Below are 16,057 nucleotides of genomic sequence, written 5' to 3'. Positions count from 1 at the left end.
AACCCGCTCGAACGAGCGATTGTCGGTCAGGTCAATTGCCTCAAAGCTAACCGATGATGATTGGCTGCGGGCAGCCACCCTCCGGCGCGGTTGCCCGACTTCAGGCAGACGCCACGGCTTCTTGAGTCTGCTCGGCCCGCTCTGCCATCTCGGTGAACTCGCGTTGGATCTCGTCGTCTTCGCGGGCGGTCATCAGCGAGACGACGACGGCGACGACCAGGCAGGCGAGGAAGCCGGGGACGATCTCGTACATCGCGCTCGACAGTGCCTCGGTCTGGCCCCAGATGCCGACCACCACGGCACCGGCGATCATGCCGCCGATCGCGCCGGCCGAGGTGAGTTTGCGCCAGAACAGCGACAGGATGATCAGCGGGCCGAACGCGGCACCGAAGCCGGCCCACGCGAAGCCGACGAGGTCGAGGACCGTGCCGTCCGGGGTGAGCGCGAGCAGGCCGGCCACCACCGCGACCGTCAGCACCCCGAGCCGGCCGTAGGTGACCAGCCTCGTCGGGTTGGCCTCTTTGCCGAACGCCCGGTAGATGTCTTCGACCAGCGCCGACGAGCACACGATGAGCTGCGACGAAACCGTCGACATGATCGCCGCCAGCACCGCGGCGAGCACGATGCCCGCGACGAAGGGGTGGAACATCACCTGCGCCAACTCGAGGAACACGGTCTCCGGGTTGTCCAGCGTCACGCCCTCGCGGAAGAAGTACGCCAGACCTGCGAGGCCGGTGATGATCGCACCCAGTGAGGTGAGGATCATCCAGCTGATGCCGATCCGGCGACCGGCCTTGGCGTCGGCCGAGGAACGCATCGCCATGAACCGGACGATGATGTGCGGTTGGCCGAAGTAGCCGAGCCCCCAGGCCGCCGCGGAGATGATGGCGAGCACACTTCCGCCGAAGAACAGTGACGTGCGGTGCAATTCGTCGCCGGGGTCGGCGGTGTTGTGGGCGGCGTCGGCGGCCTGCACCAGGGCGACCACTTCGCCTGGTCCGCCGGTGGCGATGATCGTGACGACGGGAATGGTGACGAGCGCGGCGAACATCAGCAGCGCCTGCGCGACGTCGGTGAGCGATGCACCCAGGAAACCGCCGAACAGCGTGTAGCACAGCGTGACTCCGGCGACCAGCAGCATGCCGGTCAGGTACGACGAGCCGAACGACGACTCGAAGAACACGCCACCGGCGACCATGCCGGACGACACGTAGAACGTGAAGAAGACCAGAATGATCGTGCCCGCCGAGATCCGCAGCACGTGCGATTTGTCGCGCAGCCGGTTCTCGAAGAAGCTCGGCACGGTGATCGAGTTGTTGGCGATCTCGGTGTAGGCCCGCAGCCGCGGCGCGACGAACTTCCAGTTGAGCCAGGCGCCGATGACCAGGCCGATCACGATCCACGACTCGATGAGCCCGGAGGCGTAGATGGCGCCGGGGACGCCCAGGAGCAGCCATCCGGACATGTCTGATGCGCCCGCCGAGAGCGCCGCGACGGTCGGGGTGAGCTGGCGCCCGCCGAGCATGTAGTCGTCGAGATCGCTGGTCCGACGGAAGGCGTAGAAGCCGATCGCGAGCATCAGGACGAAGTACAGGCCGATCGCCAACATCTGGAACGCGGTGTCGGACATCAATTTCTCGTTCCGTCGAAGGTTTCCTGCGAAGGGCGCGCCGTCTCATCATGCAAGCCGGGTTCCGATCATGAAAGCAGGACGGGCACCGGAATTTCTTGGCCGATCGTATGGGAATCGGGTGGGCTCTTTATCCGGTTCGCCAAAGCCATGGGGCCGGTCCCCCGCACGGGTCCGACCGGCGCTTGAGCGCCTTCCTGTCGGCGGCGAGGACAGTTCGGGATCTGCCTGGGCGATGAGCTGCACTCCGGCCAACTGGCCGGACAGGGCGATGGCCTGCTGGGTCGCCCTGCTGCCTGCGGCATTTCCGGGCCCCTCCGGTCTGCGCAGCGACAAACCGGAAAGGACGAGGCCACGGTGACTGACGTGCGGGCGCGCTGTTGGCTGCCGCGGCGGTGATGAACCCGAACTGTCGGTGGGCAGTCGTAGCGTCGGCGCCAACCGTGAAGGAGGGCGGACAATGAAGATTCTGGTGGCGACAAAACTCACCCAGGGCGCCCGCAGCAGTGACTACAACTACTGCGTCCCAGGGGAACTCGTGTGGGTCCAAGAACCGTGCGACCGAGGCCGCCGCAATCCCGATGGCGGCTGCGGATGCGGCCGAGGCTTCGCCGGCGTGGCGTCCCACCGCGCAACGACAACCGCGGAGGTCGTCGAGGTCGATTTCACCCGCGCCGAAATGATTGTTGCGATGCGAACAAGCCTGGCCGACGGCGGGTGGCCGCAGGACTGGGCGGCAGGAGTCGTCGACGACAACCTGGCGATCGCTTCGGTGTTTCCGGCCGGGACGGTCATCGAGCGGCGACTGGAGCAGTTTCAGGCCCGGGCTGCCTAGGCTCGGACGCCTCAACGCGCCGAGCGACGATTGACTGGGTAACACCGAGCCGGCGCTCGCCCCCGCGTGATCGCCTCCATCGGGCATGTAGGAGACATCTTGGCAACGGCGCTTTCGTTCCCGATCCGCGAAGTCCTTGCGTGGGATGCCCCAAAAGTGTTCCCAAAACCAATGAAAACGGCCCCCGGAGTGTCCTCCGGGGGCCGTTCCATTTAGTAGCGGGGACAGGATTCGAACCTGCGACCTCTGGGTTATGAGCCCAGCGAGCTACCGAGCTGCTCCACCCCGCGACGGGTGAACGCTAGGTTACCCAAGTGGTCGTTCGGCCTCCAAATCGCCTGCTCATCGCCCATGCTTCGCACGCTCACTGCGGTACGAGCGTGCACAAACTGCCGAAATTCCGCGGCGTGTCGTGTGCAAACCCGCACGCTCGCCGCAATTAGGCGGTAGTGGTGCGGATCACCTGGCCGGTGGCCAGCACCCGGCCCGGGTCATACCGGTCGGCCAGGGCGGCCAGCCAGTGCAGCGTGTCGTCGTTGTACACCCGCGACGGGCGGGCCGGGTCGTAGGAGGGCGCGAAGTTCGGCATCTGTCCGCCCGTCGACCACCGGGCGACCGCATCCGTGAGCGCCGAGGCGTGCCCGGCCACCACGTCCGCGATCTCCGGGGCGGCCAGCCCGATCACGGCCAGCGAGTACGCCGCGTCGCGATGGCAGAATGCGCTGCGGTGCTGCGGTTCCCGCGCCAGCGACCCGCCGAGCAACCGCAACTCCACCAGCACCTGCGGCGACCCCGACCCCGGGCCGGCCAGCGCCAGCACCGCGTCGACCGCCTCGGCGGGCAGTTCCCGCAGCAGCGCCTGGTCCTCGTGGATCGGCATCGGGTCGACCGGATCCGCGTGCACCGCACCGAGAGCCGCGTACGGCAGCACCGCGACGGTGTCGAGCACCGGCGTCGCCACCGCCCGCATCGGCGCCAGCAGTCGTTCGGCCTCGTCGAAATCGCCGACGGCGGTGTAGCGCACCGCCACCGTCATCCTGCCTGCCAGCGGTTCGGGGATGCCCGGCAGCGGCGGCAGCTGCTGAATCGCGATCGACGTGTTCACCGTCTCCGGCAGCTCCGCGGTCCACTCCCGCCACGCGTGCAGCACCGCCGCCGCGTCGGCGCCGTCGAAATACACTGCACCACCGTAGAATTGCGCGATCGGCAGCAGGTCGATCTCCACCGACGTGACGATGCCCAGCGTCGCCTTCCCGCCGCGCAGCCCCCAGAACAGGTCGGCGTTGTCGCGCGGCGACGCCCGGAACAGCCGGCCCTCCCCGGTGACCACGTCGAAGCTGCGGACGTGGTCGGACGACAACCCGACCGTGCGCACCAGCGGACCGATCCCGCCGCCGGTCAGGTAGCCGACCACCCCGACACCCGGCGCCGAACCCGCCAGCGGCGCAAGCCCGTGCGGGGCGGCCGCGTCGATGACGTCCTGCCACCGGGCGCCCGCACCCACCCGCGCCGTGCGGCTGTGCGGGTCGATCTCGCAGTGCTTCATCGCCGCGGTCTGCACCAGGATCGTGTCCGCGCCGACACCCACCGCGCCGTGCCCGGTCGCCTGCACGGTGACCGTGAACCCGTACGCGGCGGCGAACCGGATCGCGCCCGCGACGTCCTGGGCCGTCGTCGCCATCACCACCGCCGCCGGGGCCACCGTCGCGGCCACGTTCCACGGCGCGCACCGCTCATAGCCGGGCTCCCCCGGCAGCGCCACGGGCGTGGCGACGTAGTCACACAGCAGCGGCAGCACCTCGGCGCGGTCACGCGTCAGGTCGAGCGTCATCGGAGTCCCTTCGTCAAGCCGTCAGGTCGGCATTCCTGGTGTCGGCACGAAGCATCGCCGAACCGGCTTGGCACTCCCTTGGCCCCGGATTCAAGAAAAATCCAAGCAGCGAGCGTGCGATTGTGCACGCCCGCGCGGCGTGTCGCGTGCCGCAATCGCACACTCGGCGGAAAAAGAGGCGGGCTCACACCAGCGCGTGGGCGGCGTCGACCACCGACACCATCCCGATCGCGGCCGCATCCGCCGCCAAGGCCTGCAGGGCCGCCGTCCGCGCAGGTCCGGGCTCACCCAGCTCGCACTCCAGCAGCCGGGCGCGCAGCAGCGTCGGCACGCCGCCGGTGCGCTCGGCCAACTCCCGGGTGCGGGCCACGTCGGCGCGGGCGCGGGCCGCGTCGCCGCGCAGCGCGTGCAACCGCGCGGTGGCCAGGCTGACCGGACCCGCCGAGCCGACCTGGCCCAGCACCGCGATCCGGTCACCGAACGGCGCGAGCCGCTCCAGCAGCAGATCGGCGAACTCGGTCAGACCGTGATCGGCCGCGAGATGGGCCAGCAGCGTGTGGTGGCCGAGCGTCGGCCAGATATGCGCCTCGTCGTGCGCTGCCCAGGTGCGCAGCGTCGCCTCGGCCTCGGCGCGCGCCTGCGGCCCGCGGCCCAGCGACTGCACGCCGGTGCGAACGACACTGACGACACCCGGCCCGCCGAACGCCTCGATGTCCCCGACCGGTTGGAAGTGTGCGGGAACCGGCCCGCCCTTCTCGCGCAGCAGCGTTGCGGTCGCCAGCAGCCCGCTGCCCGCCTCGTACAGCTCGGTCTGCTCGTGCACGTGCGCGGCGATCGCGTGATGCCGTTCGGCTTCGGCGAAGTCACCGACCCACGCCGCGACGACGGCCTCCATCCACCGCAGCTGCGCGCGCAGCACCGGCAGCTGCAGCTCGTCGCTGCCTGCGATCCCGGCCTGCAGGTGACGACGCGCGGCGGCGAGGTCGCCGAGGTTCATCGCCGCCATCGTCGCGACCGAGTGCGCGATCACCGTGTCCTCACGGGATCGGCTGTGCTGCAACCGGTTCAGCCGCTCCACCCACTCCAGTGTCTGACGGGCGTGGGTGGCCATCCCGGAGTAGGTGATCAGCCGGCCGATCAGCACGTCGGCGGTCACATCCGGGTCGTCGGCCGCCTCGGCCAGCTGATCGGCGTCGTCGAGGAGGGTCGCCGCCACCGTGGGATCCGGGTGGTAACAGTTCCCGACTGCCAGCGCGGAGCGCACCCGGGCGCCGGCGGCCGGGTCGTCGGCGGCCAGTGCGGCGGCGCGTTCGAGCACGCCCAGCAGCTCGCCGGGCTCCCGGCCCGGCGCCAGCCAGGGCCACCCGCCGCTGGCCCGCAGCAGCGCGCTGGCCACCCGCCCGGCGGTGGCCGTCCGGCCGGTCCGCAACGCCTCACCGAGGTAGCGGTGCACGCTGTCCAGCACCAGTTGTCCTCGGCCGGCCCGGGAATGGGCTTCCAGCAGCTCCACCGTCAGCGCGTCGCGTTCCTCGTCGTCGCGCACCGGGGCGGGCAGCCGGTCGTAGGCGTCCAGTGCGGCCTGCCACCAGCGCGCCGCAATGTCCGAACTCCACTGCGCGGTGGCCTGTTCGGCCGCCAGCCGGCACGCCTGCACCACTTCGGCGGGCTCGACCAACGGTTGCGCGGCCACCAGATGCTGCGCGCGCCGCGTCGGGGCGTCCGCGTCGGTGCTCTCCGCGAGCACCTCCCCGACCTTGGCGTGCACCCGCTGCCTGCGCAGCGCGGGCATCCCCGCCAGCAACTGCTCGCGCAGCAGCCCGTGCGCGAACACGTAACCCTCGCCGCCGTAGGCGCTGACGATGATGCGTTCGTCGGCGGCGTCGTCGAGGTGATCGGCCAGGGTGTCGAGATCCAGTCCGGTCGTCTTGGCCAGCACCGGCACCGCGGCCGCGTCGATGCCGTCGCCGATGACCGCCGCGGTGCGCAGCACCTGCACGACAACGGGATCCAATGCGGCCAATCGGCGTTCTAGCACAGCGCGCACCGCGTGCGGGATCTCCGCACCGACCCGCTCTGCGCGCGGCAGCCGCGCATACTCGGAGACGAAGAACGGGTTGCCGCCGGTGCGGTCGGCCAGTTCGGCGGCCTCGTCAGCGGTCACCGGTTCCTCGGCGATCTCGTCGGCCAGCGTCGCCACATCGGCCGACGACAGCGCGGGCACCTCGATGTGCCGGTTGGCCTCGCCGCGCGCCACGGTGCTGAGCAACCGGGCCACCTCCGGGCTGCGTTCGCCGTCGCGGACCGTGACCAGCATCAGCACCGGCCGCCCGCGCAGCGCACCGGCGATGTAGGCCAGACAGCTCGCCGACGTCGGGTCCGACCACTGCACATCGTCGACCACGACGGCCAACGTCGTGTCGGTCGACTCCAGCAGCGCTTGAATGCGTTCGTAGACAAGGAACCTGGCGGTGTCGGGGTCAGCCCCGGTGGGCACCTCGAGTACCGAGTCCGCGTCGGCGCCCAACCCGCGGACCAGTTGACGCATCGGCCACCACGGCGGCGTCGCCTGCTCGTCGGGACAGCCGACCCACACGACCTGACCGCCACCTGCCGACACCCGCTCCGAGATCTCCTCGGCCAGCCGGGTTTTGCCGATGCCGGGCGGCCCGGACAGCACCAGCCAGCGGGTCGCGCCGGACGCCACCCGGGCCAGGATGTCCTCGGCGACGGACAGTTCACGGTAGCGCCCCACCAACGGCGTGCGGTGCGCGGCGGGTTCGACGACGGCCGTCGCCGCCGCATCCACCGTCGGCCCCGAAATCGTTGCGGCACCGGTCCATTCGGGTGACCGCGGCCACGCCGCCAGCTCCGGCGCCTGACGCAGGATCGCGGTCTGCAGCTCACGCAGTTGCGGTCCCGGCTCCAGACCCAGTTCGCCGTCGAGGAGTTCGGCATGACGCGTGTAGGTCTCCAGCGCCTCGGCGACCCGCCCGGCCCGGTACAGCGTCAGCATCTGCAACCGGGCGCCGCGGTCGGCCAGCGGGTCCACCGCGCGCAGCCGCGCCACCTCGGTCAGCGCCGCCGGGACCCTGCCCAGCGCCAGCAGCGAGATCACCTTGTCGGCAAGGCATTCGGTCTGCAGATCCGACACCCGCTGCGCTTCTTCGCGCGCCCACTCGGCGTCGGGCAGGTCCTCGAGCAGGGGCCCGCGCACCAGGCTCAGCGCGGCGTCGGCCTCGGCGAGCCCCTCGTCCCAGCGTTCGGCCTCGACGGCCGCCGCGGCCCGCGCGCAGCGCGCGGCGAACACGGTGACGTCCACCGACTCCGGGTCGACGTCGAGGTAGTACCCGGGCGGCTGCCGCACGATCGGCTGTGCCACCGAGGACGCCATCTGGTTCTCACCGCCGGCCGCCCGCAACGCGCGCCGCAAGTTGGAGATGTAGGCCTGCAGGCTCGCGGTCGCGCTGGCCGGGACCTGCTCACCCCATACCGCGTCGACGAGCCGGTCCACCGACACCACCCGGCCCCGGGCCAACAGCAGCGCGGCCAGCACCACCCGCTGCTTGTGCGGGCCGACGTCGACCGCCGAGTCGGCCCCGACCACCTGAAGCGGCCCCAGTAACCGATAGCGCACCGGCGGGGACGGCTCAGCCCGCCGACTGGTACTTGCTCATCGCGTCGTCGAGGCGCTGCAGCGCTTCGCCGAACTCGGCGAAGTCACCACTCTGCTGCGCCTCACGCAGCCCGTCGAGCGCGGTGTTGACCTCCTGCAGCGCAGCGGCTTTCGCACCCGAGAGCTCCACCGGCCCGCCCGGCGGGACGGCCGCGGGAGGCGGTGTCTGCGGGGCCCGGCCCTGCTGATTGGCCGGCGGACGGCCCGTCGGCGCCTGACCGTCGGCGGGCGGCTGCGCGGCGGGCTGCTGCCCACCCGTGCCGGCGAGCGGCGCGGGCCCGGTCGCGGTGGCGTCGGCGCCGGGTCCGAACAGCTCGATGAGCGCGTCACGCACCGTCGGGCCGTAACCGACCTTGTCGTTGTACATCATCGCCACACGGATCAGGCGCGGGTACGACGACGCCGCGTCGCTGGCGCCCGGCGAGGCGTAAACCGGTGCGACGTAGAGCAATCCGCCCTCGGCGACCGGCAACGTCAACAGGTTGCCCCAGCGGATGCGGTTCTGATTGTCGCGGCCGATGACACCGAGGTCCTGCGACACCGCGGTGTCGGTGCTGATCGCGTTGAACGCCAGCTTCGGACCGTTGACCTGACCCGGAATGGTCAGCACGGTGATCTTCCCGTACGTCTCCGGATCCGAACTGGCGCTCATGAACGCGGCCAGGAAGTCGCGACGGAACCGGTTCATCGCGCTGGTCAGCTGGAACGATGCGGCGCTGTCGTTCTCGGCCAGATCCTTGGCCACGATGTAGTACGGCGGCTGGAAGCTGCTCGCGGTCGGGTTCGGGTCCAGCGGGACGTCCCAGAAGTCCGACGTCGAGAAGAACGTCACCGGGTCATCGACGTGGTACTTGGCCAGCAGCGCGCGCTGCACCTTGAACAGATCCTCCGGATAGCGCAGGTGCTCCTGCAGCTCCGGGGAGATCTCGCTCTTGGGCTTGATCGTGCCGGGGAACACCTTCATCCACGCCTGCAGCACCGGGTCCTGCTCGTCCTGGGCGTACAGCGACACGGTGCCGTCGTAGGCGTCGACGGTGGCCTTGACCGAGTTGCGGATGTAGGACACCTGCTTGTCGGGCTGCAGCCGGTTCAACGCCACCTCGTTGGAGTCGACGGTGGCCGACGACAGCGTGGTCAACTCCGAGTACGGATAGTTGTCCAGCGTGGTGTAGCCGTCGATGATCCAGACGATGCGTTCGTTGACGATCGCCGGGTAGACCGTGGTGTCGGTGGTCAGCCACGGCGCCACCGCCTCCACACGCTTGGCCGGGTCGCGGTTGAACAGCAGCTTGCTGTTCTCGCCGATCACGTTGGAGAACAAGAAGTTCCGCTCGGCGAACTTCGCGGCGAACACGCTGCGCGTCAGCCAGTTGCCGATCGGGACGCCGCCCTTACCGGTGTAGGTGTAGTTGCGGGTCTCGACGTTGTTCTCGTAGTCGTACTCGCGCGGGGGGCCGTTCTCGCCGACGATCGCGTAGTCGGCCGGGGTGTTGGCGATCACCGGGCCGTAGTAGATGCGCGGCTGCGACAGCGGCGCCGGCCCGGGCGAGATCACCTCACCGTTGGCGCCGACCACGCTCGACAGGAACTCGGGGTACCCGCCGTTCTGGTTGGGGTCGTTGGCCACCCCGCGCACGGTGTTCGCCGGGGAGGCGATGAAACCGTTGCCGTGGGTGTAGACCGAGTGGCGGTTGATCCAGTCGCGCTGGTTGTCGATCAGCCGGTCGGGGTTGAGTTCGCGTGCGGCGACCACGTAGTCGCGCAGGTTGCCGTCCTCGTCCCGGTACCGGTCCATGTTCAGCTGGTCCGGGAAGTAGTAGAAGTTCTTGCCCTGCTGGAACTGGGTGAACGCCGGGCTGACGATGTTGGGGTCGAGCACGCGGATGTTCGAGGTCGTCGCGCGGTCGGCGGCGACCTGCGCCGCGGTGGCCTCGGCGTTGCCCGGATAGTCGCGGTAGCTCACCACTTCGTCGGTGAGCCCGTAGGCCTGCCGGGTCGCCCCGATGCTGCGACTGATGTATTCGCTTTCCTTCTGCGCCGCGTTCGGCTTGACGCTGAACTGCTCGACCACCAGCGGCCAGCCGGCGCCCACCACCATCGACGACAACAGCAGCAGCACCACGCCGATCGCGGGGATCCGCAGATCCCGCAGCACGATCGCCGAGAACACCGCGGCCGCACAGATGATCGCGATCGCCATCAGGATCAGCTTGGCCGGCAGCACCGCGTTGATGTCGGTGTAGCCGGCGCCGGTGAACGGCTTACCGCCGCGGGTGTGGCTGAGCAGCTCGTAGCGGTCCAGCCAGTAGGCGACCGCCTTGAGCAGCATCAGGATGCCGACCAGCGTGATCAGCTGGATGCGGGCGGCGCGGCTGAGCGCACCGGCGCGCCCGGACAGCCGGATGCCGCCGAACAGGTAGTGGCCCAACAGGTTTGCGATGAACGCCAGGAACGTCGCGACGAACAGGTAGTTCAGCACCATCCGGTAGAACGGCAGGTCGAACGCGTAGAAGCCGAGGTCCTTGCCGAACTGCGGGTCGGTGACGCCGAAGCTGTTGCCGTGCAGGAACAACTGCACGGTCTCCCACTGCCCGACCGCGAAGAGCCCGACGAACACGCCGACCAGGGCGGGCACCCCGATGCCGACGAGCCGCAACCGGGTCATCACCGCGGTGCGGTAGGTCGCGACCGGGTCGTTGGGGCCGTTGGTCGGCACGAACACCGGCCGGGTGCGGTAGGCCAGCGCCATACCGGCGAACAGGATGACGCCGATCAGCAGCGCCACCACGACGAACAGGATGATCTGGGTGACCAGCACGGTGGTGAACACCGAGCGGTAGCCCAGTTCACCGAACCACAGCCAGTTGACGTAGGTGTCGATCAGGCGGGGCCCGAGCAGCAGCAACAGGACGGCAACGACACCTGCCCCGATGAGAAAACGGCTACGTCGTGTCAGCTTCGGCATTCGTGCCGCGGGCCGCATTCCCACTCGTCGACTCCAGTCATATTTCTCTGATCGTCACCCTGACGTGCCCCAACTCTACGCAACCGCGCTTTTGTTGTTCGGGCGACGCCGACTAGCAGTGCGGCCGTTCGCCACCGGCGGACAACGTCTTCAACGCGTCGACCGCGGTGGCCAGCGTGTCGACCTTGACCAGTTCCAGGCCGTCCTGCGGTGCGGTCAGCGCCTCCGCGCAGTTGTCGGCGGGCACCAGGAACAACGTCGCACCGGCCTCGCGGGCGGCCAGCATCTTGTGCGTGATCCCGCCGATCGAGCCGACCTCGCCGTCGCCGGTGATGGTTCCGGTGCCCGCGACGAACTGCCCGTCGTTCAGGTCGCCGGTGGTCAGCTTGTCGACGACGGCCAGCGAGAACATCAGGCCCGCCGACGGGCCGCCGATGTTGGCGAGGTTGAACTCGATGGAGAACGGCGCCCACGGCGCGTCGAGCACCCCGATACCCAGGTAGCCCTGGTCGCGTTCGGGGTGCTTGCCCAACGTGATGGTCGCGACGCCGGGCGCGGCGTCCTTGCGGCGGTAGTCGAGGACCACCTCGTCGCCGGGCTTGGTGTCCTTGAGCAGGGCCTGGAACTGCTCGAGGTCGGCCACCGGTTTGCCGTTGACACCGTCGATCGCGTCGCCGTCCTCGAGCTTGCCCTTCGACGGGCCGTCGTCGTTGACGTTCTCCACGGTGACCGCCATCGGGAAGTCGAGGAAGTGCAGCGCGGCGTACTCGGCGCTGTCCTCGGACTGCCGGAAGTCGGTGGTGTTGGCCTGCTCGACCTCCTCGCGGGTCTTGTCCGGCGGGTACACCAGATCCCGCGGCACCAGTTGTTCGCGGCCCGACAGCCACAGCGCCATCGCCTGGCCCAGGGTGAGCTGGTCGCGCTGCGACACCGTGGTCATGTTCAGGTGTCCCGTCGTGGGGTAGACGTCGGCGCCCTCGATGTCGACGACCTGCTTGCCGTCGATGTCGCCGAGCGTGTTGAACGTCGGCCCCGGTCCCAGCGACACGTAGGGCACCGTCACCACCGACACCAGCAGCCCGAAGGCCAGGATCGGGACGAGCGCGACGAGCAACGTCAGAGTCCGCCTGTTCACGTCGCCCAATGTAAAGGTTGCGACCGCAGACCCCGTGCTCGTGGCGGTCGACGCCGATTTCTGCGCCACGGCTGGGAAAATCGCCCGCCGACGACCGTCGTGCAGAAATCGGCGCACGCACCGCTGGAGACCGTTCGCTGTCGGCGTGCACCGCCACCCGACACGGCCTGGCCACGGTGAGTACCGTTGAGGTCATGGCTGACCTGCCCTTCGGCTTCAACTCCGGAGATGATCCCGAGCGCGACAAGCGCAAGAAGGACTCCAGCGATCCCTTCGGCATGGGCGCCGGCGGCTCCGAGTTCGACATGAGCCAGCTGGGCCAGATCTTCACCAAACTCGGCGAGATGTTCAGCGGCGCCGGCGGCGCGATGGCCGGCGGTAAACAGTCCGGCCCGGTCAACTACGACCTCGCCCGGCAGCTGGCGTCCAGCCAGATCGGGTTCGTCGCCCCGGTGCCCGAGTCGACGACCGCCGCGATCGGTGACGCCGTGCGGCTGGCCGAGACCTGGCTCGACGGCGCGACCGCGCTGCCCGCCGGCACCAGCAAGTCGGTGGCGTGGACCCCGACGGACTGGATCGACAACACGCTGGAGCGCTGGAAGCGGCTGTGTGACCCGGTGGCCGAACAGATCTCGACTATGTGGGCGTCGACCCTGCCCGAGGAGGCCCGCAGCATGGCCGGCCCGCTGCTGTCGATGATGACGCAGATGGGCGGCATGGCGTTCGGCTCTCAGCTCGGCCAGGCCCTGGGCAAGCTGTCGCGAGAAGTGTTGACCTCCACCGATGTCGGGCTCCCGCTCGGGCCCCAGGGCGTGGCGGCGCTGATGCCGGAGGCCATCGAGTCCCTGTCGGAGGGCCTCGAGCAGCCCCGCAGCGAGATCCTCACGTTCCTGGCCGCCCGCGAGGCCGCGCACCACCGGCTGTTCAGCCACGTGTCGTGGCTGCCCAGCCAGCTGCTCAACGCCGTCGAGGCGTTCGCCAAGGGCATGAAGATCGACATGAGCGGCATCGAGGAACTCGCGCAGGGCTTCAACCCGGCCGCGCTGGCCGATCCGTCGCAGCTCGAACAGCTGCTCAACCAGGGCATCTTCGAGCCGAAGGCCACCCCGGAGCAGACCGCGGCGCTCGAGCGGCTCGAGACGCTGCTGGCGCTGATCGAGGGCTGGGTGCAGACCGTCGTCGCCGAGGCGCTCGGCGACCGCATCCCGGGCACGTCGGCGCTGGCGGAGATGCTGCGTCGGCGCCGCGCCACCGGCGGGCCCGCCGAGCAGACCTTCGCCACGCTGGTGGGGCTCGAGTTGCGGCCGCGCAAGATGCGCGAGGCCGCCGCGCTATGGGAGCGGCTGACCCAGGCGGTCGGCGCCGACGCCCGCGACGCGGTCTGGCAGCACCCCGACCTGCTGCCCAGCCCGCAGGACCTCGACGAGCCGGCCGGCTTCATCGACCGCGTCGTCGGCGGCGACACGTCCGGCATCGACAGCGCCTTCCAGGAGGCCATCGCCGACCTGGAGAAGGATCTCGACGACCCGGAGTAGGCGATTCGGTGCCGTCGGGTGCGCCAGGCGCCACCAACCACACCGAAATCGCGGGCCCTGTGGATAACTCGCGGCGGGGTGTGCGCGACGTGGCACGCTCGATCGATGACGCGATACGCGTTGAATCCCGCCACCCCGGTGCTGTTGCGCCCCGACGGCGCGGTTCAGGTGGGCTGGGATCCGCGGCGCGCGATGCTGGTCCGGCCGCCGTCGGGAATGACGGCGTCGACGCTGGCGACGCTGCTGCGGCACCTGCAGTCCGGCGCGACACCCGCCGACCTGAAGAACCTGACGCCTGACGACGTCCCCGATTCCGTGCTGGCCGACCTGATCGGCGTGCTGGTCCAGGCGCGGGTGCTCAACACGGCCCCGCCGCGACCGGACCGGACCGCCGCGATCCGGGTACACGGCCGCGGCCCGCTGTCGGATCTGCTGGTCAGCGCGCTGCGCAGCTCGAGGTCGCGGGTCACCCACAGCAACCGCAGCGACACCGGGGCGCCGCGCGGACACGACCTCGTGGTGATCGCCGACTACCTGGTCGCCGACCCGAGGATGCTGCGCGAGCTGCACACCGAATCGGTCCCGCACCTGCCCGTGCGGGTGCGCGACGGCGTCGGCCTGGTCGGACCGCTCGTCATCCCCGGTGTGACCAGCTGCCTGGACTGCGCCGACCTTCACCGCAGCGACCGGGACGCGGCGTGGCCGGCGGTCGCCGCCCAGTTGCGTCACACCGTCGGCAACGCCGACCGCGCCACGGTCCTGGCCACCGCGGCGCTGGCCCTCAACCAGATCGACCGCGTCATACGCGCCGTCGGCGCCGGTGACGCCGCCCGCGGGGCCGAACCGCCGCCGACGCTGGACACCACGCTCGAGTTCGACGTCAACGTCGGATCGGTGGTGGCGCGCCGGTGGAGCCGCCATCCGCGGTGCGCGTGCTGACGACGTTTTGACTACACACGTTGGCAAGTCGTTGCGACCTGTTCAGCCTCGTCATGGATGATGGTCTGGTGAGTGAGATCAAACGGGGCAGCGCTGCGCGTAACGCCAAGTTGGCCGGCCTGGGCGCCGGGATGGCCGGGCGGGCCGCGCTGGGCTTCGGCAAACGGTTGACCGGCAAGTCGAAAGACGAGGTCAACGCCGAACTGATGGACAAGGCTGCCCAGCAGTTGTTCCAGGTGCTCGGCGAGCTCAAGGGCGGCGCGATGAAGGTCGGCCAGGCGCTGTCGGTGATGGAGGCCGCGATCCCCGAGCAGTACGGCAAGCCGTACCGCGAGGCGCTGACCAAACTTCAGCGCGAGGCGCCGCCGCTGCCCGCACCGAAGGTGCACCGGGTGCTCGACCAGCAGCTCGGCACCAAGTGGCGGGAGCGGTTCACGTCGTTCGACGACAAGCCGGTCGCGTCGGCCAGCATCGGGCAGGTGCACAAGGCGGTGTGGTCCGACGGCCGCGAGGTCGCGGTCAAGATCCAGTACCCCGGCGCCGACGAGGCGCTGCGCGCCGACCTCAAGACCATGCAGCGCATGGTCGGGGTGCTCAAGCAGCTCTCCCCCGGCGCCGACGTGCAGGGCGTCGTCGACGAACTGATCGAGCGCACCGAGATGGAGCTCGACTACCGGCTCGAGGCCGACAACCAGCGGGCGTTCGCCAAGGGCTACGACGGGCATCCGCGGTTCGCGGTGCCGCGCATCGTGGCCAGCGCCCCCAAGGTCGTGATCCAGGAGTGGATCGAGGGTGTGCCGATGTCGGAGATCATCCGCAACGGCACCCAGGAACAGCGAGACCTGATGGGCGCCAGGCTTTTCGAGCTGACCTACGATGCGCCGCGCCGGATCCAGATGATGCACGGCGACGCGCACCCCGGCAACTTCATGCTGCTGGAGGACGGCCGGATGGGCGTCATCGACTTCGGCGCGGTGGCGCCCCTACCCGGCGGCATCCCGATCGAGATCGGGCTGGCCACGCGGTACGCGCTCGAAGACGACTACGACAACCTGCTGACCGCGATGCAGAAGATCGGGTTCGTCCAGCGGGGCGAACAGGTGTCCAAGCGCGAGATGGACGACATCATGCGGCAGTACGTCGAGCCGCTGGAGGTCGAGGTGTTCCACTACTCGCGCAAGTGGCTGCAGAAGATCACCGCCGCGAACATGAAACCGGACCGCGCCGCCGGGCAGATCAAGGCCGCCCGGCAGATGGATGTCCCGGCGAAACTCGCGATCCCGCTGCGGGTGATCGCCTCCAACGTGGCGATCGCCTGCCAACTCGACGCGCGTATCCCGGCACGCAAGCTGGCCACCGAACTGGTACCCGGCTTCGCCGACGCCGCCTAGGAGTCTGCTGAATTAGGGGTGTTTGGGGCGGGGTGCCTCGGAGCGCTCTGTGGCGCGTGGGTTTTAGTCAGACCCGCTGGGTCGACAGTACGAGGTCACCCCGCCGTGTTGAGCGTGGCACCT

9 protein-coding genes and 1 tRNA gene are annotated in these 16,057 nt (G+C 69.7%); 4 read left to right on the top strand and 6 right to left on the bottom strand.

The window, feature by feature from the left end:
* Positions 1 to 100: 100 nt before the first annotated feature.
* On the bottom strand, positions 101 to 1,630 hold the full coding sequence (gene putP, locus BHQ18_RS27320; RefSeq protein ID WP_069416785.1) for a sodium/proline symporter PutP: 1,530 nt from the start codon (positions 1,628 to 1,630) through the stop codon (positions 101 to 103).
* 460 nt (positions 1,631 to 2,090) lie between these two features.
* Here putP and BHQ18_RS27315 point away from each other — a divergent pair, with 460 nt between their 5' ends.
* Positions 2,091 to 2,465 carry a DUF7715 family protein gene (locus BHQ18_RS27315; protein ID WP_069416784.1) on the top strand — a complete coding sequence of 125 codons (375 nt, stop codon included), beginning with the start codon at positions 2,091 to 2,093 and terminating at the stop codon, positions 2,463 to 2,465.
* 216 nt (positions 2,466 to 2,681) lie between these two features.
* On the opposite strand, the gene BHQ18_RS27310 is transcribed toward BHQ18_RS27315, so the two are convergent.
* From BHQ18_RS27310 to BHQ18_RS27290, 5 genes are all read right to left on the bottom strand, one after another.
* A tRNA-Met gene (locus tag BHQ18_RS27310) sits at positions 2,682 to 2,755 on the bottom strand.
* A gap of 149 nt (positions 2,756 to 2,904) precedes the next feature.
* Entirely contained in the window at positions 2,905 to 4,296 is a 1,392-nt protein-coding gene (locus BHQ18_RS27305) for an FAD-binding oxidoreductase (RefSeq protein ID WP_069416783.1), read from the bottom strand.
* A 184-nt stretch (positions 4,297 to 4,480) separates the two neighbouring features.
* Entirely contained in the window at positions 4,481 to 7,930 is a 3,450-nt protein-coding gene (locus BHQ18_RS27300) for an ATP-binding protein (protein ID WP_069416782.1), read from the bottom strand.
* Positions 7,931 to 7,943: 13 nt separating this feature from the next.
* Positions 7,944 to 10,958: a UPF0182 family protein gene (locus BHQ18_RS27295; protein WP_069416781.1), complete on the bottom strand. Its 3,015-nt coding sequence runs from the start codon at positions 10,956 to 10,958 to the stop codon at positions 7,944 to 7,946.
* 88 nt (positions 10,959 to 11,046) lie between these two features.
* A complete protein-coding gene (locus BHQ18_RS27290) occupies positions 11,047 to 12,069 on the bottom strand; it encodes a YlbL family protein (RefSeq protein WP_069416780.1) in 1,023 nt (340 codons plus the stop codon).
* Positions 12,070 to 12,263: 194 nt separating this feature from the next.
* Here BHQ18_RS27290 and BHQ18_RS27285 point away from each other — a divergent pair, with 194 nt between their 5' ends.
* The 3 genes from BHQ18_RS27285 to BHQ18_RS27275 all read left to right on the top strand — a co-directional run bounded on the left by BHQ18_RS27285 (position 12,264) and on the right by BHQ18_RS27275 (position 15,934).
* Positions 12,264 to 13,604: a zinc-dependent metalloprotease gene (locus tag BHQ18_RS27285; protein ID WP_069416779.1), complete on the top strand. Its 1,341-nt coding sequence runs from the start codon at positions 12,264 to 12,266 to the stop codon at positions 13,602 to 13,604.
* A gap of 105 nt (positions 13,605 to 13,709) precedes the next feature.
* Entirely contained in the window at positions 13,710 to 14,543 is an 834-nt protein-coding gene (locus tag BHQ18_RS27280; protein WP_069416778.1) for a bacteriocin biosynthesis cyclodehydratase domain-containing protein, read from the top strand.
* Positions 14,544 to 14,596: 53 nt separating this feature from the next.
* On the top strand, positions 14,597 to 15,934 hold the full coding sequence (locus BHQ18_RS27275; RefSeq protein ID WP_069416777.1) for a macrolide-binding ATPase MABP-1: 1,338 nt from the start codon (positions 14,597 to 14,599) through the stop codon (positions 15,932 to 15,934).
* Positions 15,935 to 16,057 lie beyond the last annotated feature (123 nt).

Origin of the sequence: Mycolicibacterium flavescens (genome assembly GCF_001722335.1) — a bacterium.
Lineage (GTDB): Bacteria > Actinomycetota > Actinomycetes > Mycobacteriales > Mycobacteriaceae > Mycobacterium > Mycobacterium flavescens.
The sequence above is the reverse complement of the archived record's forward strand: the minus strand, read 5'-3'. Positions and strand labels throughout refer to the sequence as shown.

Excerpts from the sequence above, each read along its gene's own strand:
- BHQ18_RS27305 (WP_069416783.1), bottom strand. The coding sequence starts at position 4,296 with ATGACGCTCGACCTGACGCGTGACCGCGCCGAGGTGCTGCCGCTGCTG.
- BHQ18_RS27280 (WP_069416778.1), top strand. The coding sequence starts at position 13,710 with ATGACGCGATACGCGTTGAATCCCGCCACCCCGGTGCTGTTGCGCCCC.
- BHQ18_RS27285 (WP_069416779.1), top strand. The coding sequence starts at position 12,264 with ATGGCTGACCTGCCCTTCGGCTTCAACTCCGGAGATGATCCCGAGCGC.
- putP (WP_069416785.1), bottom strand. The coding sequence starts at position 1,630 with ATGTCCGACACCGCGTTCCAGATGTTGGCGATCGGCCTGTACTTCGTC.
- BHQ18_RS27315 (WP_069416784.1), top strand. The coding sequence starts at position 2,091 with ATGAAGATTCTGGTGGCGACAAAACTCACCCAGGGCGCCCGCAGCAGT.
- BHQ18_RS27275 (WP_069416777.1), top strand. The coding sequence starts at position 14,597 with ATGGATGATGGTCTGGTGAGTGAGATCAAACGGGGCAGCGCTGCGCGT.